The sequence below is a fragment of the Granulicella sp. 5B5 genome, from assembly GCF_014083945.1.
In the GTDB taxonomy this organism is placed as follows: domain Bacteria; phylum Acidobacteriota; class Terriglobia; order Terriglobales; family Acidobacteriaceae; genus Granulicella.
The window spans coordinates 1,253,761-1,274,428 of record NZ_CP046444.1; the positions used below are offsets into that span (position 1 = coordinate 1,253,761).

Consider the following 20,668-nt stretch of genomic DNA (forward strand, 5'->3'; position numbering starts at 1 on the left):
GGGCTTACCGGCCACCGCCGCCAGCAGCATCCGCTCCCTCTGCGCCACTGCCCAGGCTCCACGGCGACAGCGTCATCTCTCCGGAAGGCGAGGCCGTCAACAACGGCTCCACGCCAACCACCATCGTTACAACGGTGCTCTTACCCGGGTCTTCAGCCGGCGAACTCGCCACGATCATCACGGCCTCACCCGTCTTAAGGTTCGCGACTGTCTCCGTCGGCAGCCGCGACAACATCTGCGAAAGGTCCGCGCCTCCGCGGCCCGCGCGCTGCGCCGATCCAGTCGAGTTCGCCGCCCCGCGCCCTGCCCTGCGCTAGTGCCCTTCATCCGCGCTGCAATCATCTCCGCCATCCGCGGAGCGATCCGCCGCACGTTGCTCTTCGGCGTGACCGTTACCGTCACCATCTTCTTCGTCGCCAGGTCCTTCAGCGTAACCGTCCCCGCTGAAGCATCCACTACTGTCAGCAGCCCGGAGAAGTTCCTGAACGTCCCCGCCACCATCTCGTCTGCGGTAATCGTCAGCCCGTCCATAGCCTTGGTGCCGCGCACCCTCAGCTGGTCGCCTACCTTCACAGCCGTCAACGGGCACACCGTCGCATCCGTAAAGCTCACCGAATCGCCCGAGTAGTGCCGAATCACCGTCGATGGCGTCACCGCCACCGTCACTGTCTTCAGCCCGCTGGAAAGCTCAACCTTGCTGCCGGCTACATCGACGCTCTTCACAATGCCGCCGATGCCCTGCGTCCACGCCGCCTCTTCTGCGGCATGGCTCTGCGCAATCGCCGCCGCCTTCAGCACATACATCTTGGACGCCGCCAGCGTCGTGCCCGTATCGCCCGCGGTGCCCAGCACGATCGCCTTGTCGCCCACCACAATGTCGGCCACTGTGCCCGCCTTCGCGTCCTTCGCCGCAGCTCCGGGCGGCACAATCAGCACCTTCGTCGCAGGTGACACCGTCACCGTGTAGTCCTGCCCCGCCGAAGTGGTCAGCGTCAATCCGTTCGCGGATGTCGCCTTTACCGTCCCGGCCTGGTGTGGGGTCTGGGCCGTCATCGTGCGCGGAACCATCAGCGCCACCGCTGCTACCGCGACCATCGTTCCCCGTTGCAACCAGCGTCTTTGCATCTCTTGTCTCACAATCTTTCGGCTCCACCTGTGCCCTCATACTGCATCAAATAGGCTGCACTTCCAGTGGGTCTATCATTGATACGAACGAGGCAGTCAAAAGTTTCTACGCAGCCGCCACTTCCAGCTGTGAAATTATCTCCGTCGTAAAACGACAGGGCGCGGACCGCATTGGCCGCGCCCCTTGAACCTTAAGCCTCGCCTAAGGCAGCGATACACCATCCGCCATCGGCAGCTCCAGCCTGCTTCCATCGTAGATCGTGATCGTCTCCGCCTTATACGCGTCCGCCGGCGCCTTCATAATGTTCTCCACATACGTCTGCGGGTTGCGGTCGTACAGCGGAAACCAGCTCGACTGCACCTCCACCATCATCTTGTGCCCCGGCAGAAACGTGTGGTCCACGCCATGCAGGCTCCACTTGTACTCGGTCACCTCGCCAGCCTTCACCGGCTCGGGATCGGTAAAGCTCTTCCGGTACCGCCCCCGCAGAATCTCCTCGGCCACCATCAGCTGATACCCGCCCTCACTCGCCGGATACACATCGACCAGCTTCACAATCCAGTCGCCATCCGTACCTGTCGTCGCCGCCTTCAGGTCGGCGACCACATCACCCGTCACCGTCACAGGGCTCTTCAGCTCCGCCGTCGAGAAGTTCGCCAGGTCCTTGCGGTCGCTCACAAAACGCTGGTCCTCCACCAGCCACGTCCGCCACGTCGAACCCACACCATACGTCGACTGCACCGGCCGGTGCCGGTACGGAATCGGGTTCGCAGGGTCAGCCACATACGAAGCCGACTTCTTCTCCGCACTCGGCTTCGCAAACCCCAGCTTCCCTGCCGGATCGAGATACGCATCCTGCTCATGGAACCCCTGCTTGGGAGGCCACACCGCATAGCGGTGCCACTGGTTCTCCCCCGTCCGGAAGCTCGCCGTGTCCTTCAAGTCGAACCCTGGCTTGTCCTTCAGATACCACTCGAAGAACGGTGCCTCAATCTTCGTCCGGTAGTAAGCGCCGGTCTTCTCGTCACCGAACATCACCGTGCCAAACTTCCCGCCCAGCTCATCGCCCGGCCCGCGTGACCACCCACCATGGTTCCACGGTCCCAGCACCAGGTACACCTTGTGCGCCCCGGTCGTCTCGCCAGTCTCATCCGCCGGCTCATGCGGCCGCAACGCCGCATACTCCGCTTGCGTGCCCCACATATCTTCCTGGTCCCAGTACCCGCCCACCTCCAGAGTCGGCACCTCCGGCTCATGCAGATGCGGCTCCACCGCCATATCGCGCCAGAACTTCACATAGCTCGGCTGCGACAGGAACACCTTAGCCGTCGGCAGCTCCGTCATCCCCGCCGCCTTCGCCGCGCCCTCGAAATTCACGTGGCTCAGAAAGAAGTCGTACTGGTCCTCCTTCGAGTTCGCGCGAACGTCCGTCTTCTGCGCCTCCAACTCCTGCACGTAGTCGAACCCATACGTCTCGCGAAACGCCCCGTTATGGAAGAAGTCATCGCCCAGCCAGATGTTGGTCATCGGCGCCTGCGGGCTGATCGCCTTCACCGCCGGATGCGCATCGATCCCCGCCATCATTGACAGGAACCCCGGATAGCTCACTCCCAGCACACCCACGCGCCCATTGTTGTTCGGCACATGCTTCAGCAGCCAGTCGATCGTGTCGCGCGTGTCCGTCGTCTCGTCCACGTCGTCCTTCGTCGTGTGCGCAACGATCGGTCTGTTCATCACAAACTTCCCACCCGACTCATACCGCCCGCGGATGTCCTGCTCCACATAGATGTACCCGCTCTCCGCCAGCTCCGGCTTGCCCAGCTTCACCGTCGTCGGCGTATCCCCATCCACGCCATACGGCGTCCGCGTCATCAGAAACGGCAGCGGCGCTCCGCTCTTCTCGCTGCCCACCGGCCGCAGGATGATCGTGTGCAGCGTCACGCCATCGCGCATCGGGATCATCACCTCGGCCCGCTCATACTCCGGCCCGTGATAGTCCTTCAACATCTCTGCGATCCGCGAATCCCGCGCCTGTTCGGCAGTCTGTGCCGGCTTCGTCTGCGCCGCCATCACACCCGCCACACACATCCACACCGCCGCCGCTATCTTCGCTCCGCGCATCCATCGCTCCTCGAAATCATTCGTATTCGTACCTACGATAAAAACACAAAAGCCTTCCATCATTCGACGAAAGGCCCTTGCTCATCTGGAAAACGTCGCTTAGGTCAGGTTGCTCGGCACCGGGCTCGTCTCACAGACCCAGTTATTCCGCGAGTGCGCCCCATCGCAGAACGGGCGCTTCTCGCTCATCCCGCAGCGGCACAGGCTGACCGCCGGCTTGCCCGTCAGGTCCCACTCTTTGCCGTCGGCGTCCTTCAGCACAATGTGCCCTTCCACCCGCAGCGGCCCATTCGGACGCACCGTAATATGCACTGTCGCTTCTGACATCTTGGAATCCTCCGTTCCACCTCAGCATACCAGTGGCACTCTCGCGCCTGCTCTATCCTCTATCCCCTGTCCTCTATCCTCTGCTTCAAAGCTCCGCCATCACCTCATCCACAAAGCACCATCCCCAGCTCTCGCCCGGCTCCACTGACCGCATCACCGGATGCTTGCTCGTATGAAAGTGCTTGGTCGCATGTTTGTTCGGCGACGAGTCACAGCACCCTACATGCCCACAGATCAGGCACTCACGCAGATGCACCCACCCCGACCCCATCGCGAGGCACTCCGGACAGCCCCGCGCATGGCTCACCCGCGCACTCGGAATCTTCTTCAACTCCGCATCCACATCGTCAAAGTGATGACATGCCATCTCTGTCCTCCTTGTTGTCCTTCGCGTTATTCGCGTTATTCGCGTTATTTTCGTTCGCCAGCTAATTCACAAATCAACTACCGCCCTTGTCTTCTCGCGCCATCTCCCAATGATGCCCGAACGGGTCGCGCACTCCGCCGACCCTCCACCCATGATCATCCTTCATCGGACAGATCGGCACCGCACCCTCTGCCACCGCGCGCTCCCACAGAGCATCCGGATCACTCACCATCAGGATCAGCCGCGTCGTCACCGCATGCACGCTCTCCGGGCTCACGTTCCGATGCTCGACATCCTCATCCGCCAGCCAGAACTCCGCGCCACCCACCGCCATCCTCGCAACGACACCCTTCTCATTGTCGATCAACAACAACCGCTGCGCCCCAAACGCCCGCTCATAGAACGCAACCGCCTCCACACCGCGCCCCTTCTTCACCGAAACCCAGGGAACAATCGTCGTCTCCGCCATGGCTCCTCCAACCCTGCCATCTACTTCAACCCAGCCACAACCCTTTGCGCCGCCAGCAGCTCCTTGATCCCTGCCTCGGCCACATCCAGCATCTCGTTCAACTGCGCCCGCGAATACGTCCCCTTCTCCGCCGTTGCCTGCGTCTCCACCAGCCCGCCGCCCGACGTCATCACCACATTCATATCCACCTCGGCCCGCGAATCCTCCGAGTAGTCCAGATCCAGCAACACGCGCCCGTCCACAATCCCTACGCTCGTCGCCGCCACCATCTCCTTTAGCGGGCTCTCCTTGATTGTCCCGGCATCCACCAGCCTCCCCAGCGCAATCGCCAGCGCCGCACAGGCTCCCGTAATCGCCGCCGTCCGCGTCCCGCCATCGGCCTGCAGCACATCGCAGTCCAGAATCACCGTCCGCTCGCCCAGCAGCTTCATGTCCACCACGCTGCGCAGGCTCCGCCCAATCAGGCGCTGGATCTCATGCGTCCGCCCACCGATCTTGCCCTTCTCAGCCTCCCGGGGACTCCGAGTCAGCGTCGCCCGCGGCAGCATCCCATACTCTGCCGTCACCCAACCGCGTCCCGAGTTCCGCATCCACCCCGGCACCCCGTTCTCCACGCTCGCATTGCACAGCACCCGCGTGTGCCCCACCTCAATCAGCACTGACCCCTCGGCCGTGGCCACAAACCCCGGCGTCAGCTTCAGCGGCCTTGCCTCCGCCGCTCCCCGTTCCTCACTGCGAAACACCTGTTCCATCGTTCCTCACTTCGTCTCTGTTCTGTCGCCAGTCAACGTCTCTGGCATCTGCCATCATAGTGTGCGGAGAACACCCTGCCTCGCTGCAGCCCATTTCGGTGCCCAGCGTTCCAATTCGGAACAGTTTCCCGAGCTGGTTGCTTTGCGAATCGTCCACGGTACTGTCGTTACCCGTATAAAGACCTTTCTTAGCAATTCTGCCGAGTTTCGAGGCTTTCTATATGTTACTTTCTCATCAGGCAACCCAATTGATCCGCTGAGATGCTTCTGTCGTTCTCCCCCCACGCCCGCTCGAGCGCAGAAAAAGCAAAAACGAACGCGAATCAGCTCCAGCTTTAGAACCACTCTGGAACTCACCGCACAGACAAGAACGTGACGCTCACATTCCGGAACAACTCGGAGAACACCATGCAAGCACACTCGCAGAGTACCCACGCTGTGCGGGATCCGTTACAGGCTCCCGGTTTTCCGGTCGATTCCACATCGGCCGAAAGCCGTTGCCTTACCTCTGTTTTGCCCAGTGTGGCTCAAGGGATTGGTCTAGCCCACGATGCCGGCAATCTCTTCGCTGCGCTCAATCTCTACTGTGATCTTCTGAGTGCCCCTGGGGTTCTGCGTCCTGAACACAGTCATTACATCACCGAACTCCGCCAGCTCACCGAGCGCAGCAACCGTTTGGTACAAAAACTCCTCACAACCCCTCAGCAACCCCAGCCCGGCGCACCACTCCTTGTAGAGGCCGCCCAGCAGGCACCCGAAGCCCCCAACGCCGCCCATATCCTGCGCGAGATCGAGCCTCTGCTCGTGGCCATCGTCGGACGCTCCGCAACGGTCTCCGTCAAAACGCCGCGCGCTCTGCCCACACCGCCTCTGCCCGCTGAAACCCTTGAGCGCATTATCGTCAACCTGGTCCGCAACGCGGCCCAGGCCATCGAGTTCGCACCGCTACGGTGTATTGGTGGGTACATCCGAGTCTCTCTCGCGACACTCGCTGGGCACCTTCGCCTCACCGTCGAAGACAATGGCCCCGGCATGCCCGTCACCACAGTGGCTTCGTTCCTCTCGCCGGCTCCCTTGCCCCAGAACGCACGCCGCGGCCTCGGCCACCGCATCGTTCACGAACTCGTCACCGGCAGCGGCGGTACTCTCTCGTTCAAGGTACGTCCTGGACGAGGCACGACCGTCTCTATACAGTGGCCTGTACCCGCTATCGCGAAACCAGGTCCTTCTGGGACCGCGTCTGCATCCACGCGCGGCAACCGGAGGCTCGGAGTTGTCACATGCTAGATCGCAGGCCTTCTGTACATCTTTTATCTAAGTCTCCAGTCTCGATTGACTCTGCCAGGGTTCAGCCCATCGTGAACCCGGACGTAGCCGGTCTGACACGCAACGCCGCCGGTCACCAGCCACTTTATCCTGCGGGAGCCGGCGACTCCCAGCTTCCGCAGATGCATCTGCTCATCGTCGATGACGATCCCCCTGTGCGCCACGCCTGCGCGGAGATCGCCGCCGGGCTCGGCTTCGTCACCCTCATCGCCGAGTCGGTCCCCGCTGCCCACGCCGTTCTAGCCCGCAGTCCAATCGACCTCGTCCTGCTCGACCTCAAACTCCCTGGCGGCGGTGGCCTCCCCCTGCTTGAGGAGATCCGCTCCAAGGCCCCCGACACCGTCGTTGTCGTCATGACCGCCTTCGCCACCGTCAACTCCGCTGTCGAGGCCATGCGCATCGGCGCGGGTGATTACCTCACCAAGCCTTTCTCCCTCGAAGAGCTCTCCACCGTCCTCGAACGCGCCGCCCACCGCCGCGCCTTCGACGCCGAATCCCGCACCCTCCGCGAACGCCTCCGCTCCGGCAAGGGCATGGGCAACCTCATCGGCAGCTCCCCGGCCATGGAGAAGCTCTACCGCATCCTTTCCAAGGTCGCCAACACCACCCACCCGGTACTCATCCTCGGTGAAGCCGGCACCGGCAAGGAGCTCGTCGCCCGCACTATTCACGGTAACGGCCCCACCGCCGAAAAGCCTTTTATCGCCGTCGACTGCGCCTCCGTCCTCCCCTCGCTCATCGAAGCCGAACTCTTCGGCTACGTCAAAGGCGCGGCTCCTGCGAATCTGCGCTCCCCCGCCTCCTCCAAAATCGGGCTGCTCGCCGCCGCGGACGGCGGCACCGTCTTCCTCGACGAGATCGCCGAGCTCCCTCTCGATCTCCAGACCCGCCTGCTCCGCGCTCTGCAGGATCGCGAAGTCCGCCCCATCGGCGGTATCACGGGCACGCCCACTAACGTCCGCATCCTCGCCGCCACCAACCACGACCTCCTCGCCATGGTCGAGACCGGCCGCTTCCGCAAGGACCTCTACTTCCGCCTCAACATCGTCAGCCTGCACATCCCGCCCCTGCGCGAGCGCATGTCCGACGTCCCTCTGCTCTCCGCCCACGTCCTCGACCGCATCCGCCGCGACAACGGCCTCGCCTACACCTTCGCCGACGATGCGCTCCGCCTTCTCATGGAGTACAACTGGCCCGGCAACGTCCGCGAGCTCGAGCACTCCATCGAGCGCGCCTGCGCGCTCTCCAGCGGGCCCGTGCTGCACCTCGGCGACTTCCCCACCCAGCTCCAGAACCACCGCGAGCATATGCAGCACCGTCACGAGCCCGCCACCCCAGCTCCCTCTGCCGTGATCATCGGTGCACTGCCCAAGGTTGAACCCCACGTCGTGCTCTCCATCGCCGAGCTCGAAAGGCAAGCCATCCTCAACACCATCCGCGAGCTCAAAGGCGACAAGCTCATGGCCGCCCGCCTCCTCGGCATTGGCAAAACCACGCTATACAGAAAGCTGAAGGAGTACGGCTTGAGCGACGATTTGTAAAGTAAGCACATCTCCGCGGCAGGCGCCCCGCATCTCCTGCACGCTCTCCATCATCCAACGCTCCCATCCAGAGGGGCCACATCGGATTCGTATCGCCTCTTCTTTCAGGTCTCACCATACTTCCAGAGAAGCAACCCACGCACAACAACCGCTGGACTGCATCACTGCCTTGAAGAGGGACCTGCATGACCACTACTATTCTGCTCGTCGCGTCGGAGATCGCAGCCACTCCCGTCGCCGCCGCCATCCGTAAACAACTCGACGCTGAAGTCCAGATCGTTCCCAGCCGCCGCTCCGCTGTCGCCTTGCTGCGCCGCAACGATTTTGCGCTCATCATCCTCGAAGAGAGCCTTACCACAGCCGATCCCGAAGCCGCCGACCAGCTCTACAAGGCTGCCTCCGGCGCTCTGCTGCTCGAGATCAACTTTGTCCTCTCCAACGCCGAACGCATCGTCCGCCATGCCCGCGCTGCGCTCACCCGCCGCGCTCAGGACCGCGCCCAGGCACGCATCGCCGCTACCGCCGCGCTCAACAGTGAGCTCGCCTCCACGCTCGCCGGCCTGCTCCTCCAGTCGCAGCTGGCCCTCCGCGAAGCCCCGCCCGCCCAGCAACCCAAGCTGCGCCACGTCGTCGAACTAGCCTCCGATCTCCGCGACCGCCTCCGTGCATAAAGCAAGGGGACAGGGGATAGAGGACAGTGTCGATGCGACACCTGCTTTTCTCTATCCTCTATCCCCTGCTTCTCCCCCTGTACAATCTCTAACGAAGGCAATCCGTTCCACACAGGAACAAATCTCTCAGGGGAAAACAATGAAGCTCACACCCGGAAAGCTCGCCGGCCTCAAGGCCGTCTCCGACGCGCGCAACGTCATCGCCGCTGCTGCCATGGACCAGCGCGGTTCTCTCCAGAAGTCTCTCAGCAAAGAGCGTGGCACCCCCGCCACCGGTCATGACCTCGAGGTCTTCAAGTCGCTCGTCACCGACGTCCTCACCCGCCACGCCTCCGCCATCCTGCTTGACCCCGAGTTCGGCCTCCCCGCTTCCAAGGAGCGGAACGGCAAAGGCCTCCTCCTCGCCTACGAGAAGACCGGCTACGACGCCAACACCCCCGGCCGCCTGCCCGACCTCCTCGACCACTGGAGTGTCCGCCGTCTCAAGGAAGCCGGTGCCGACTGCCTCAAGATCCTCCTCTACTACACGCCTTTTGAAAAGCCTGAGATCAACGAGATCAAGCACGCCTGGATCGAGCGCATCGGCGACGAGTGCCGCGCCAACGACATCCCCTTCTTCCTCGAGTTCGTCGGCTACGACGAGACCGGCGCCGACGAAAAGTCCGTCGCCTACGCAAAGAAGAAGCCCTCCGTCGTCGCCGGCGCGATGAAGGAGTTCTCCAAGGACCGCTACGGCGTCGACGTCCTCAAGGTCGAGGTCCCCATCGTCATGGAGTTCGTTGAAGGCACCAACGCCTTCAAGGGCGAAGCCGCTTACACCCGTGAAGAGGCTCTCGGCCTCTTCCGCTCCGTCGGGGAGTCCACCGAGAAACCGTTCATCTATCTCTCCGCCGGCGTCTCCAACCCCGTCTTCATCGAAACCCTCGAGCTCGCGGGCGAATCTGGCGTCGCCTTCAACGGTGTCCTCTGCGGCCGCGCCACCTGGAAAGACGGCATCCCCGTCTACGCCAAACAAGGTGCCGAAGCCTTCAAGCAATGGCTCGAAACCACCGGCGTGGAAAACATCGAAAACGTCAACAAGGCACTCCAATCTGCCACCCCCTGGACCAGCAAGGTCCAGTCCTAACTCATCTTCCCCACACCGCAACACCAAGCCCCATGCCAAAGCATGGGGCTTCGCCTTTCTACCCCGACTTCCTACTTCCGATAGCATCATCCCAGATGCCCGCCGAGCCACAACCCACTCACCGCCTTCTGCCCCTCGACGGCCTCCGTGGCCTCGCGGCTCTGGTCATCGTTCTCTATCATCTCTTCGTCGCCGGCTGGTCCACCTCACCCACGCTGCATCTCATCCAGAAATTCACCACCGCCGGCTGGGTCGGTGTCGATCTCTTCTTCGTCCTCTCCGGATTCCTCATCACTGGCATCCTCCTCCGCACCCTCGACGCCGACCCCACCCAAACCCGCCGCGCCTACTTCCGCGCCTTCTACGCCCGCCGAGCGCTCCGCATCTTTCCGCTCTACTACCTCGTCGCCTTCACCGCCATCGCCTTCCCGGCCTTCCTTCGGCTCCACTGGCAGGGCCTCCAATGGCTCTACCTCACCGACCTCCAGAACAACATCGGCATCCTCCTCCGCACTCACCACTTCGCCGCCCATCCGCCCGACCTCTCCGCCATTGAGCACCTCTGGACCCTCGGCCTCGAAGAGCAGTTCTACCTCGCGTGGCCCATCGTCCTCTTCCTCATCCGCGACCGCCGCCGGCTTCTCCGTGGCTCAGTCTTCGCCTGCGCCGCAGCACTCGCCCTCCGCATCGCTCTCTGGGCCATCCACGCGCCGCAAGACATCGTCGCCAACGCCACACCCTGCCGCTTCGACGCCCTCCTCATCGGCTGCTGCCTCGCCCTCGCTCTCGACAGAACCCCACAAGCAGCCCTCACCGCTGCCGCCCGCGACCGCCTCATCGCACTCGCCCGCTCCGCATGCCTCATCACACTCGCAACCATCCTCGTCATCGCCGTCGCGCGCCACAGCTTCGCCAACGAGGACCCCGCCGCCTACACCCTCGGCTTCACGCTCCTCGACATCTTCTTCGCCGCGCTCATCCTCCTCAGCCTCCAGCCCGGCAGCGCCGCCGGACGCCTCTTCTCCATCGCACCGCTCCGCACCCTCGGCACCTACAGCTACGGCCTCTACATCTACCACGAGCTCATCGCCGCGCTCCTCAAGGCCCCACTCCGCGCCATGCTTGAAGCCCACCACTCCAAACTCTTCGCCGTCCTCGCCGGCGCGGCCCTCCTCACCGCTCTTTCGCTAGCAGTCTCGGTCCTCAGCTACCACCTCTTCGAGCAGCCATTCCTCCGCCTCAAACGCTACTTCCCCTATGAGACCTCCCACGCCTGAGCCTTTCTACTCCCTAATCCCTATTCCCTACTCCCCGATCTCCGGCCTCTCCCCCGCAACCCCAAACGCATTCTCCAACCGCGTCCCAGCCGCCACCATCGTCCCCTCACCAAATAGCTGCCCCACCAGCGTCACCCCATGCGGAACCCGCCGCGGAGGCGAAAACTTCTTCAACGGCTTCTCAGGATTCGGAGCCCAATCACTCCGCTCCTCCGTCACCTCCACAAACCCGGCCCGCAGCGTCAGGCTCGGATGCCCCGTAAAGTTCGTAATCACCAGAAACTCATCGCGCAGACTCGGCACCAGCAGCAGGTCCACCTGCGCCATCACCTTCGCAAACTCCACCGCAACCTTCCGCCGCAGCCGGTCTGCCTGCACAAAGTCCACCGCGCTCAAAAACCGCGACTGCCGAAACGTATTCGGCCACGCATCGGGCACCTGCATCTTCAGCTCATCCACCTGATGGTTCAGCGTGATCTCCTCAAACGCCGCCGCGCTCTCCGCAAACAAAATCACATTCAGCGAGTCATACGGCCAGTCCGGCAGACTCACCTCCACCAACTCCATCCCCAGCTTCCTCGCCGTAGCCATGGCCGCACGATCAACATCCGTCGCTGGAGCCTCCTCCATCCACTTCGGAAAGTACCCAACCTTCAGACCGGCAATATCGCCTTTGCCTTTTTGGTTGTCATTCCCGTAGGGAATCTGCTTCTCCAGCGTCGCCGCCGAACCCTCTGCCACGCAAGCGACATCCTTCCCATCCGGCCCACTGATCGCCCGCAGCACCAGCAGCGTGTCCTCCACATGTCGCGCCATCGGCCCCAGCTTGTCGCAGCTCCAGCTCAGCGCCATCGCTCCTGTCCTCGGCACCCGCCCAAACGTAGGCCTTAGCCCCGTTACGCCACACCGCATACTCGGCGACACGATGCTGCCCTGCGTCTCTGACCCAATCGCAAACCCCACCAGCCCCGCAGCAACGGCCGCACCCGGCCCTGCACTCGATCCCGAAGCTCCTTCATCCAGATTCCACGGGTTCTTCGTCTGCCCGCCAAACCACACATCGTTCAGCGCCAGCGCCCCCAGGCTCAACTTCGCAACAAGCACAGCCCCAGCCTCATTCAAACGCTTCGTGACAGTCGCATCTTCCACCGGCACCCGGTTCTCAAACGGCTCCGCACCCCACGTCGTCCGAATCCCCGCCGTATCCAGCAAATCCTTCGCACCCCACGGAATCCCATGCAGCGGCCCGCGATACTTCCCGGCCGCAATCTCCACATCGGCCTTCCGAGCCTGCTCCAGTGCATGCTCTTCCGTCAGCGTGATTACACAATTCAGCACGGGCTGATATTTCTTCAATCGCTCCAGATAAATCTTCGTCAGCCGCTCGCTTGTCAGCTGTTTCGACTTGATCCAATACGCCAGCTGGTACACACCGGCGAAGGCGATGGACGCATCATCCCCCGGCTCAATCTCTTCAGCCCTGAGCGCGCCCACCCAAAGATCATCTGTCAGCGACACGCACTCCAGCCCTCTATGCCCCGGGTTCCACACCGTCGCCGGCACATCCCCATACCCAATCTCCACCTTCCGGGGCCCCACCCGCCGCTCTACCACCGCCGCCATGCTCTGCTGCCAGTTCCCAGCGGCTTCCGCGCGGTCCTTCGCCGTCATCTCCACCTGCATCAGCTTCCCGGCAACCGCAAACGTCTCCGCATCCACCTTCGGCCCCACCGCAGCCGCCGTCCCAAAAGCCGTCGGAGCCCCCGGCGTCGCCTGTTGTGATCCAGCCTGCTGCGGAGGCACACCCTGCGGCGTCTGCCCCTCAGCCCTCACCGCCATCGCCGCCCCCATCAACCCCATCGAACCTTTCGCCAAAAACTCCCGTCGCGACTTCGTCATCACCTCTCCCATCTCCAGCTTTAATTTTCGTCAGGGTATACCACCCCCGTCGCTCTACGACCTTCGCGGCATCAAATCCTGTCAAGCAATTTTCAGCGCAACCAATTCATTCCAAAGCAAATAGAACAGACCTGTCCTCGCCGCAATCCGCTATAATAGAACTAGAACAAAACCACAAAAGCTCGTCAGGTCAAAACGCTCAAACCACCGGGATCAGACCTTCACAAGTCCGCCGCTAACTCCAATTCGCTCCGGATTTTAGATCAAAAAGTACCCGGGGGGGGAGCCCCAGGGGTCCATCCACAACTTCTCAACCGTCGCCGACGTCCAACACTACGAATGCCGATCGCCAGTCTTACCCTCGAGCTCGCCATCGAGCACGCTCAATCCCTCAAAGACCGCCGCCAGGCCGTCCGCTCCCTCAAAGACAAGCTCCGTCACAGCTTCAACGTCTCCGTCGCCGAGCTCGACGAGGCACTCGTCTGGAACCGCGCCACCCTGGGTATCGTCGCCATCTCCAGCTCCCCCGGCTACCTCGCCGGCCAGCTCCGCGAGGTCGAATCCGCCGTCCGCCGTCTCTGCCCCGCCCTCGGCTGCGATATCCTCGACAGCTTCATCGAATCCGACGTCGTCCTCGACGCCCCCGAACCCGGCCCACCGGCATCCGGCTGAAAGTGCCGAAATAAGAGCGCCTTTCGTCCTGTGCCGCACCCTTCACGCAGTGATACCCTGAAATGTCGATATCTATGCCAGAGCAGAGAGCAAAAACCTATCACCGCGGCAGAGTCGCCAGCACCTTCACCGAGGAGATCACGGCGATGCTGGAAGGCGAGCTCTCCGATCCCCGCATCGCGCCCTGCCACGTCACCGAGGTCGTCCTCGCCCCCGGCGGTAAGAGCTGCCGTGTCTTCATCGCCGTCACCGGCAACGAGAAGGAAGAGGAGGACACCCTCGCCGGCCTCATGGCCGCCCGCGGGTACATCCGCAGTGAGATTCGCTCCCGTATGGGGGTACGCCACGTCCCCGAGCTGACCTTCGCCATCGACCGCTCCGAAAAGGTCAATGCGCGCATGGACGAGCTCTTTGGTCGCGTGGAGAAGCACAAGGAAAAGCTCGAACGTCGCTCCGCCCGCAAGGCCACCGGAACTAGCCCGGAGCCTACGCAGGGATCGGCGCATGAGAAACATTCGAGTTAGTTGGTGAGCGCCATTGGTTAGTCGGGCCTCGAGAAGAGTCGAAATTTGACCCATCCAATATCGCCGGGTTGTTCGTTTCTTGGCTGAGACCCTGTCTCAACCAGGGCAGGAAGAGCTAGTTGTCCCATGACGAATGAAGAGTCCATCCGCGCACTGCTGAACCTTATCAGCGAGCGCAACACGTTTCTGATCACCTCCCACGCCCGGCCCGACGGTGATGCCATCGGCTCGTCTGTTGGCCTCATGCACCTGCTTGAGGCCATGGGTAAGCGCGTCACCGTCGCCTTCAGCGACCCTATCCCCGAGCAGTTCCAGTGCCTCGATGGCGTCGAACGCATCGTCCACAACCTCCCGGCGGAGCTCCCTGACGCGGCCATCCTCCTCGAGTGCGACTCCATTCAGCGCACCGGCTTCACCAGCATTCCGGCCGCCTATACCATCAACATCGACCACCACCTCAGCGGCCGCAACTACGCGGACTTCAACTGGATCGACCCGCGCGCCTGTGCCGTCGGCGCCATGGTCTACGATGTCGCCATCGCCGCCAAAGTCCCCATCAGCACCGCCATGTCGGACTGCCTCTACACCGCAGTCCTCACAGACACCGGCTCCTTCAACTACCCCGGCACCAGCGCCTCCACCTTCGCCCTCGCCGGCCATCTCATCCAGTGCGGCACAGACGCCAACCGCATCGCGCAGGCCATGTACTTCTCCAACCCGCCCGGCAAGGTCCGCCTGCTCGGCGCGGCGCTTTCCAAGATGCACATCAAAGGTGAAGTCTGCTGGAGCGTCATCAGCCAGGACGACCTAGCCCTCGCCGGCGCCACCGCGGAGGACTGCGAAGGCGTGGTTAACCACCTCATCAGCATGGCCGGCATCGAGGCTGCCATTCTCCTCCGCCAGCAGGAGAACCTGGACGAATATCGCCTCAGCCTCCGCAGCAAAGGCATCGGTAAACTCGACGTCTCCCGCGTCGCCGAGCACTTCGGTGGCGGCGGACACCGCACCGCCTCCGGCTGCACACTGCGAGGCACCGCCGCCAGCATCGTCGAACGCCTACTGCACTATCTCGACGCCCTGCTCAACGACCCCGCCTCCCAAACCCACACCGGACGCCCAGTCAACTCTCCCGGCAGGTCCTCAACTCTGTTAGCCTAAGGGACGTTTGAGGAGTTCCTCGCGGTGTCAGCCAGGTTTCCCCTGCTGCCACCCCCGGCACTCCCCCAAACACCTCAAGCAAAGTTTTGACGGACACTCCCCAATCCGTAGAGCTGGTGACGGAAGACCCCGCCGCCGCGGGCGCATCAGCGTCCTCCGCCCTCGGGTCGTTCCTGCAGCGCCTGCGGGGCATGGTACACACCCGCCTCGGCCTCGACCTCGGCGAACTGGCCGTCCTCCTTGTCTTCAGCTGTTACTTTCTCTTCTACGGCCTGGTTCCGCTCTTCGGCGGCGACCAGCTCGGCCTCGTCGGTGCCGACGAGCCACGCTACGCCCAGATCGCCCGCGAGATGCTCGCTGCGCACTCCACCGACTGCCATGAGGTTCACGCGCGCATCACGCCACACAGCCTCCGCCTCAAGGACCTCCGCGCCTCCTACGTCTGCCTCACCGGCGGCACCATCACGCCCATCCTCTACGGCAAACCGTGGCTGGAGAAGCCCGCCCTTTACTACTGGCGCACCATGGGCTTCTATAAGGAGCTCGGTGTCTCCGACTGGTCCGCGCGAATACCCTCGGCCACCGGCGCGCTGGCCCTCATCATCCTCGCCTTCCTGCATCTGCGAAGATTCAGGCCTGGAGGCCACCTCGACGCCGCACTCATCATGGTCAGTTGCGTCGCCATCGTCGCCTTCGCCCGAGGCGCGTCCACGGACATGCAGCTAGCCGCGCCCTTCTGTATAGGCATGCTCGGTTGGTACGCCTGGTATGAGACCGGGAAGAAATTCTGGCTCTTCGATCTCTACTTCTTCAACGCGGCTGCAACCCTAGCCAAAGGCCCTGTCGCGCCCTTCATGGCGCTTGTCATCATCTGCCTCTTCCTCGGCCTTCGCCGTGAGTGGTCAGCCCTCCGCCGCACCATCTGGATTCCCGGCGTCCTCCTCTACTTTGCGATGGTTCTGCCCTGGTACATCGCCGTCCAGCGCCGCAACCCCACCTTCTTCCGCGAATTCTTCCTCGAGCACAACCTCGAGCGCTACGCCACCGATCTCTACCGCCACCACCAGCCGGCGTATTACTACATCATCGTCCTCATCCTCGGCCTCATGCCCTGGACGGTGCTCTCCATCCGCGCCCTCATCGACGGCCTTCAAATCTCCATCGCCGAGTGGGCTGTCCGCTTCAAGCCGCAGCGTTACGTCGGCCACGTCCGCGCCGGCGACGCCTTTCCTGAGTTCCTCGTCCTCTGGGCGCTCTTTCCCATCATCTTCTTCTCGTTCTCTGGTTCAAAACTTCCCGGCTACATCCTGCCGTCCATACCACCGCTGGCCATCCTCACCGGCGACTATCTCTTCCGCATCCGTCGCACCGGAATCCCCGCGTGGCTGCTCTACGCCCACGCCGCCGCCACCGGAGTCATTACCTTCGTCCTTCTGCTCTGCCCGCAATACATGGTCTACCAGCGCATCATCCCCGCGCCCATTGAGTTCGTTAAGGCAGCCATCGGCGGCATTCTCGCGGCCCTCCTGGTTATCATCGTCGTTCGCCGCAACGGCGTGCAGCTCATCCGCACGGCCACTCTCATTCCGCTGGCCCTGCTCCTCTACTTCCTTCTCGGACGCAACGGCCACCTGCTCGACCTCAACTACTCCGCCCGTCCGCTGGCGCGCGAGATCGCCAAGGCCGCCCCTGACGTTACCCCGGTCGCCGAGCTCGACGTCCGTCGCGACCTCGTCTACGGCCTCGCCTTCTACCGCAATCAGGAAGTCCTCAACTACGCCAACGACGGCATCCCGTCCGAAGAGCACATCCTCGTCATCCCTACCCACGACACCGGCGACCTTGACCATCTCCTCCAGGGCCGCGTCTACCAACAGCTCTTCCTCTACGAAACGCAAGGCCTCTCCGTCTACAAGGTCTACCCCCGCAGCTGAACGCTCTACACTGTTACCTCACCACACCGGCAACATTCTTGGGTGCCCCATTCATGGCGGCTCTATCGAACATGAGTGGGGTGACGAACTCTGACTGCGCGCCCCATGACCTCGGCCCCTCAACTCGACGTCCTCGACCTCCGCCACTTCTCCGCGTCGCAGCTTCATCCCCTCTTGCGCGAGGAGGCCGCGCGCTGGCAAAACCGCCTCCAGTGGGACTACGCCCACGCCACCAACATCCTCCTCGACTACCTCGAAGGCCGCATCCTTCCCGGCCTCGTCGCCGTCGACACAGCCGACGGCAACCGCATCCTCGGCTATGCCTTCCACGTCTTCGAGGGCTCCAAGGCGGTCATCGGCGACATCTATGCCTTCGGTGAAACCGAGTCCACCACCAACCCCGTCGGCGACCTGCTCCTGCGCCACACTCTCGAAACCCTGCAAGCCACTCCCGGCGTCGACCGCATCGAGTCGCAGCTCCTGATGTATCCCGCCGGCGCCCTCGCAGCTCCCTTCCGCGAGCATCACTTCCGCGCCTACCCGCGCCTCTTCATGGTCCGCGATCTAACCCAGCCGCTCGCCCACCAGCAGCACCCCAGCCACACCGACATGTGGTCGCTCCTTCGCGAGCACAACCTCACGCTCCACACCTGGCATCCCGCCTTCTACGAAGGTGCCGCAGGCCTCATCCACCGCTGCTACGCAGGCCACATGGACGCCGAGATCAACGACCAGTACAAGACCTTCCACGGCGCCCAGCGTTTCCTCCACAACATCATCCGCTTCCCCGGCTGTGGTATCTTCGACGCCGAAGACTCATGGGTGCTCCGCGACGCCCACACCGCCGAGATGAAGGCCATGCTCCTCTGTTCCCGCATCCGTTACGACGTCGGCCACATCACCCAGATCTGCGTCGCCCCGGCACTGCGCGGCAACGGCCTCGGCGAGTTGCTGCTCAACTACTGCGCCGCCCAGGGCGCCCACCGCGGCCTCACCAGCCTCTCGCTCACAGTCACAGAGGCCAACATCCGCGCCCAATGCCTCTACAGCAGCAACGGTTTCACACAACGACACCGCTTCGAAGCCATGGTCTGGGATAGATAAGCTCCACCAGCCAGCATCGCAATCAGATTCGTCCACGAAGGGGTGCAGGAGATGAATGCCGTTACCCGATCCACCCGAAACACACGAAAAAGAACCGTCGCAACCGATCAACTCTCTCTACAGCAAGCCAAACGAAGGCTCCTGCGCGATGCCGCACGTCCAGAAGAGCTGCGCGACGTTGCCTTTCGCCGCATGATCCTCGCCATTCCTCCCGGCCGCGTCAGCACCTACGGCAAAGTAGCCGCCGCAGCTGGATACCCGCTCTATCACCGCGCCGTTGCACGTCTTCTGCGTACAGACCCACCCGACAATCTCCCCTGGCACCGCGTCCTCGGCGCGGGTGGCGAGATCAAGCTCCCCGGCGAAGCAGCCCGCGAGCAGCGTTCACGACTCAAACTCGAAGGCGTCCGCTTCCGCGGCGACAGAGTCGACATGGAACACCACGAGTACGCATTCAAACCCTGGGAGATCTACGAATGAACGCCATGCAACGGATCGAAGTCGAGCGCGACGGCCAGACCGCCGTACTCGACTACACCATCGAGCCAGCCGGCACACTCACCATCTGGCACGTCGAAACCCCATTCGCCCTGCGCGGCCGCGGCATCGCAGGCGAGCTCGTCGAGCAGGCACGCGCACTCGCAGAGCAGCGCCACCTCACACTGCACCCCGTCTGCCCCTTCGCAAAGACCTACCTCGCCAGCAACCCTACTCTACGTGGTAGTTCGGGGCCTCGCGCGTAATCACCACATCATGCACATGGCTCTCGCGCAGCCCCGCGCCGCTGATCCGGATGAACCGCGCCTTCGTCTGTAGCTCTTCAATCGTGCCGCAACCCAGGTAGCCCATGCCCGACTTCAGCCCGCCCACCAACTGATACACCATCGCCTCCAGCGGCCCACGGTGCGGCACGCGTCCTTCGATGCCCTCCGGCACAAACTTCGCCAATCGATTCCCGCCGTTCGCATCGCGCGCCACGACTGACGTCCGCCCATCCGTCGCGATATCGTCCTTGCCCTGGAAGTACCGCTCGCCCGACCCCTGCGCCATCGCGCTCAACGAGCCCATGCCGCGATACGCCTTGAATGAGCGCCCCTGGTACAGAATCGTCTCACCCGGACTCTCGTCCACACCGGCAAACAGCGAGCCCATCATACAAACGCTCGCACCCGCGGCCATCGCCTTCGTAATATCACCCGAGTACTTGATGCCGCCGTCCGCAATGATCGCGATGCCGCGTTCCTTCGCCGCGCGATACGCCTCGCTGATCGCCGTAATCTGCGGCATGCCCGCGCCCGTCACCATGCGCGTCGTGCAGATAGACCCCGGCCCGATGCCCACCTTCACCGCATCCGCACCGGCCTCGATCAGCGCCTTCGTACCTTCATACGTCGCCACGTTTCCGGCAAACAGGTCCACCTCAGGAAAGCGCCGCTTCACCTCGCGCACCGCCTCCAGCACCCGCTCGGAGTGCCCGTGCGCCGAGTCGATCGCCAGCGCATCCACCCGCATCTTCACCAGCTCTTCAGCGCGCTCCATATAGTCGCCCGTCGCGCCGATCGCGCCGGCCACGCGCAGCCGCCCCTGCGAATCCTTGCTCGCATTCGGATACTTCAATTTCTTTTGAATGTCCTTGACCGTGATCAATCCCTTCAGCTCATAGGCATCGTTCACCACCAGCAGCTTCTCCACGCGGTGCTGATGCAGAATATGTTCGGCCTGCTCCAGCGTCGTGCCCACCGGCACCGTGATCAGGTTCTCCTTGGTCATCACCTCGCCAATCGGAATGTCCGTGCGCGAGACAAACCGCAGATCGCGGTTCGTCAGAATGCCCACCAGCTTGCCCTGCTTCGTCACCGGCACGCCGCTGATCTTGAACCGCCGCATCACATCGAGCGCATCGGCGATCGGCCGTTCGGGCTCGATCGTCACCGGGTCAACGATCATGCCGCTCTCCGACCGTTTCACCTTGTCGATCTCCCCGGCCTGCTGTTCCACCGTCAGGTTGCGATGCACCACACCCAGTCCGCCCTGCTGTGCAATCGCAATCGCCAACCGCGACTCGGTCACCGTATCCATCGCGGCAGACATCAACGGCGTCGCCAGCGTAATTCTCTTCGTCAACTGCACCTGTGTGCTCACCTGCGTCGGCACAACATCGGAGTAAGCGGGGACCAGCAGCACGTCGTCGAACGTGAGCGCTTCGGGAATTTGGCTCTCAATCATAATTCTCTATTGTTGCATCCCACGTGCCGAATTGCATGAATCTCCCTA

21 protein-coding genes are annotated in these 20,668 nt (G+C 62.9%); 12 read left to right on the forward strand and 9 right to left on the reverse strand.

What is annotated here, in order from left to right:
• Positions 1 to 4: 4 nt before the first annotated feature.
• From GOB94_RS05445 to rph, 7 genes are all read right to left on the reverse strand, one after another.
• A complete protein-coding gene (locus GOB94_RS05445; RefSeq protein WP_182277848.1) occupies positions 5 to 178 on the reverse strand; it encodes a hypothetical protein in 174 nt (57 codons plus the stop codon).
• Positions 178 to 1,095 (reverse strand): hypothetical protein, encoded by a 918-nt coding sequence (locus GOB94_RS05450; RefSeq protein ID WP_220465000.1) that lies wholly within the window; start codon positions 1,093 to 1,095, stop codon positions 178 to 180. The genes GOB94_RS05445 and GOB94_RS05450 overlap by 1 nt, the downstream gene beginning before the upstream one ends.
• A gap of 232 nt (positions 1,096 to 1,327) precedes the next feature.
• Entirely contained in the window at positions 1,328 to 3,247 is a 1,920-nt protein-coding gene (locus tag GOB94_RS05455; protein WP_182277850.1) for a CocE/NonD family hydrolase, read from the reverse strand.
• 99 nt (positions 3,248 to 3,346) lie between these two features.
• A complete protein-coding gene (locus tag GOB94_RS05460) occupies positions 3,347 to 3,574 on the reverse strand; it encodes a CDGSH iron-sulfur domain-containing protein (protein WP_182277851.1) in 228 nt (75 codons plus the stop codon).
• Positions 3,575 to 3,659: 85 nt separating this feature from the next.
• Entirely contained in the window at positions 3,660 to 3,941 is a 282-nt protein-coding gene (locus tag GOB94_RS05465) for a UBP-type zinc finger domain-containing protein (protein ID WP_182277852.1), read from the reverse strand.
• 73 nt (positions 3,942 to 4,014) lie between these two features.
• On the reverse strand, positions 4,015 to 4,410 hold the full coding sequence (locus tag GOB94_RS05470; protein WP_182277853.1) for a VOC family protein: 396 nt from the start codon (positions 4,408 to 4,410) through the stop codon (positions 4,015 to 4,017).
• 20 nt (positions 4,411 to 4,430) lie between these two features.
• Positions 4,431 to 5,162: a ribonuclease PH gene (rph, locus tag GOB94_RS05475; RefSeq protein ID WP_182277854.1), complete on the reverse strand. Its 732-nt coding sequence runs from the start codon at positions 5,160 to 5,162 to the stop codon at positions 4,431 to 4,433.
• Positions 5,163 to 5,684: 522 nt separating this feature from the next.
• Here rph and GOB94_RS05480 point away from each other — a divergent pair.
• The 5 genes from GOB94_RS05480 (at position 5,685) to GOB94_RS05500 (ending at position 11,103) form a co-directional block, all read left to right on the forward strand.
• On the forward strand, positions 5,685 to 6,449 hold the full coding sequence (locus GOB94_RS05480) for a sensor histidine kinase (RefSeq protein ID WP_182277855.1): 765 nt from the start codon (positions 5,685 to 5,687) through the stop codon (positions 6,447 to 6,449).
• 71 nt (positions 6,450 to 6,520) lie between these two features.
• Entirely contained in the window at positions 6,521 to 8,029 is a 1,509-nt protein-coding gene (locus tag GOB94_RS05485) for a sigma-54 dependent transcriptional regulator (RefSeq protein ID WP_255484255.1), read from the forward strand.
• Positions 8,030 to 8,214: 185 nt separating this feature from the next.
• Positions 8,215 to 8,700, forward strand: a complete 486-nt coding sequence (locus GOB94_RS05490) for a hypothetical protein (protein ID WP_182277857.1) — start codon at positions 8,215 to 8,217, stop codon at positions 8,698 to 8,700.
• Positions 8,701 to 8,839: 139 nt separating this feature from the next.
• Complete coding sequence (locus GOB94_RS05495) at positions 8,840 to 9,826, forward strand: tagatose 1,6-diphosphate aldolase (protein WP_182277858.1); 987 nt, start codon at positions 8,840 to 8,842, stop codon at positions 9,824 to 9,826.
• 95 nt (positions 9,827 to 9,921) lie between these two features.
• Positions 9,922 to 11,103: an acyltransferase gene (locus GOB94_RS05500; protein ID WP_182277859.1), complete on the forward strand. Its 1,182-nt coding sequence runs from the start codon at positions 9,922 to 9,924 to the stop codon at positions 11,101 to 11,103.
• Between the two features lie 27 nt (positions 11,104 to 11,130).
• Here GOB94_RS05500 and GOB94_RS05505 read toward each other — a convergent pair whose 3' ends face one another.
• On the reverse strand, positions 11,131 to 13,002 hold the full coding sequence (locus GOB94_RS05505) for an amidase (RefSeq protein ID WP_182277860.1): 1,872 nt from the start codon (positions 13,000 to 13,002) through the stop codon (positions 11,131 to 11,133).
• A gap of 339 nt (positions 13,003 to 13,341) precedes the next feature.
• On the opposite strand from GOB94_RS05505, the gene GOB94_RS05510 reads away from it, so the two are divergent.
• The 7 genes from GOB94_RS05510 to GOB94_RS05540 all read left to right on the forward strand — a co-directional run bounded on the left by GOB94_RS05510 (position 13,342) and on the right by GOB94_RS05540 (position 19,137).
• Complete coding sequence (locus tag GOB94_RS05510; RefSeq protein ID WP_182277861.1) at positions 13,342 to 13,674, forward strand: DUF503 domain-containing protein; 333 nt, start codon at positions 13,342 to 13,344, stop codon at positions 13,672 to 13,674.
• Positions 13,675 to 13,748: 74 nt separating this feature from the next.
• Positions 13,749 to 14,198 carry a 30S ribosome-binding factor RbfA gene (gene rbfA, locus GOB94_RS05515; RefSeq protein ID WP_182277862.1) on the forward strand — a complete coding sequence of 150 codons (450 nt, stop codon included), beginning with the start codon at positions 13,749 to 13,751 and terminating at the stop codon, positions 14,196 to 14,198.
• A gap of 126 nt (positions 14,199 to 14,324) precedes the next feature.
• Entirely contained in the window at positions 14,325 to 15,356 is a 1,032-nt protein-coding gene (locus GOB94_RS05520) for a bifunctional oligoribonuclease/PAP phosphatase NrnA (protein WP_182277863.1), read from the forward strand.
• An 86-nt stretch (positions 15,357 to 15,442) separates the two neighbouring features.
• A complete protein-coding gene (locus tag GOB94_RS05525; RefSeq protein WP_346265646.1) occupies positions 15,443 to 17,290 on the forward strand; it encodes a glycosyltransferase family 39 protein in 1,848 nt (615 codons plus the stop codon).
• A gap of 105 nt (positions 17,291 to 17,395) precedes the next feature.
• Positions 17,396 to 18,394, forward strand: coding sequence for a GNAT family N-acetyltransferase (locus GOB94_RS05530; protein ID WP_182277864.1), 999 nt, complete (start codon positions 17,396 to 17,398; stop codon positions 18,392 to 18,394).
• 192 nt (positions 18,395 to 18,586) lie between these two features.
• Entirely contained in the window at positions 18,587 to 18,874 is a 288-nt protein-coding gene (locus tag GOB94_RS05535; protein WP_255484256.1) for an MGMT family protein, read from the forward strand.
• Positions 18,871 to 19,137, forward strand: coding sequence for a GNAT family N-acetyltransferase (locus GOB94_RS05540; protein ID WP_182277866.1), 267 nt, complete (start codon positions 18,871 to 18,873; stop codon positions 19,135 to 19,137). Before GOB94_RS05535 ends, GOB94_RS05540 begins: the two co-directional genes overlap by 4 nt.
• On the opposite strand, the gene guaB is transcribed toward GOB94_RS05540, so the two are convergent.
• Positions 19,103 to 20,620, reverse strand: a complete 1,518-nt coding sequence (guaB, locus tag GOB94_RS05545; protein WP_182277867.1) for an IMP dehydrogenase — start codon at positions 20,618 to 20,620, stop codon at positions 19,103 to 19,105. The two genes, GOB94_RS05540 and guaB, sit on opposite strands and share 35 nt — an antisense overlap.
• Positions 20,621 to 20,668: the final 48 nt, after the last annotated feature.

Excerpts from the sequence above, each read along its gene's own strand:
- GOB94_RS05470 (WP_182277853.1), bottom strand. The coding sequence starts at position 4,410 with ATGGCGGAGACGACGATTGTTCCCTGGGTTTCGGTGAAGAAGGGGCGC.
- rbfA (WP_182277862.1), top strand. The coding sequence starts at position 13,749 with ATGCCAGAGCAGAGAGCAAAAACCTATCACCGCGGCAGAGTCGCCAGC.
- GOB94_RS05465 (WP_182277852.1), bottom strand. The coding sequence starts at position 3,941 with ATGGCATGTCATCACTTTGACGATGTGGATGCGGAGTTGAAGAAGATT.
- rph (WP_182277854.1), bottom strand. The coding sequence starts at position 5,162 with ATGGAACAGGTGTTTCGCAGTGAGGAACGGGGAGCGGCGGAGGCAAGG.
- GOB94_RS05535 (WP_255484256.1), top strand. The coding sequence starts at position 18,587 with ATGATCCTCGCCATTCCTCCCGGCCGCGTCAGCACCTACGGCAAAGTA.
- GOB94_RS05495 (WP_182277858.1), top strand. The coding sequence starts at position 8,840 with ATGAAGCTCACACCCGGAAAGCTCGCCGGCCTCAAGGCCGTCTCCGAC.
- GOB94_RS05520 (WP_182277863.1), top strand. The coding sequence starts at position 14,325 with ATGACGAATGAAGAGTCCATCCGCGCACTGCTGAACCTTATCAGCGAG.
- GOB94_RS05510 (WP_182277861.1), top strand. The coding sequence starts at position 13,342 with ATGCCGATCGCCAGTCTTACCCTCGAGCTCGCCATCGAGCACGCTCAA.
- GOB94_RS05500 (WP_182277859.1), top strand. The coding sequence starts at position 9,922 with ATGCCCGCCGAGCCACAACCCACTCACCGCCTTCTGCCCCTCGACGGC.
- GOB94_RS05455 (WP_182277850.1), bottom strand. The coding sequence starts at position 3,247 with ATGCGCGGAGCGAAGATAGCGGCGGCGGTGTGGATGTGTGTGGCGGGT.
- GOB94_RS05530 (WP_182277864.1), top strand. The coding sequence starts at position 17,396 with ATGACCTCGGCCCCTCAACTCGACGTCCTCGACCTCCGCCACTTCTCC.
- GOB94_RS05460 (WP_182277851.1), bottom strand. The coding sequence starts at position 3,574 with ATGTCAGAAGCGACAGTGCATATTACGGTGCGTCCGAATGGGCCGCTG.
- GOB94_RS05490 (WP_182277857.1), top strand. The coding sequence starts at position 8,215 with ATGACCACTACTATTCTGCTCGTCGCGTCGGAGATCGCAGCCACTCCC.
- GOB94_RS05540 (WP_182277866.1), top strand. The coding sequence starts at position 18,871 with ATGAACGCCATGCAACGGATCGAAGTCGAGCGCGACGGCCAGACCGCC.
- GOB94_RS05445 (WP_182277848.1), bottom strand. The coding sequence starts at position 178 with ATGATCGTGGCGAGTTCGCCGGCTGAAGACCCGGGTAAGAGCACCGTT.
- guaB (WP_182277867.1), bottom strand. The coding sequence starts at position 20,620 with ATGATTGAGAGCCAAATTCCCGAAGCGCTCACGTTCGACGACGTGCTG.
- GOB94_RS05505 (WP_182277860.1), bottom strand. The coding sequence starts at position 13,002 with ATGACGAAGTCGCGACGGGAGTTTTTGGCGAAAGGTTCGATGGGGTTG.
- GOB94_RS05450 (WP_220465000.1), bottom strand. The coding sequence starts at position 1,095 with ATGGTCGCGGTAGCAGCGGTGGCGCTGATGGTTCCGCGCACGATGACG.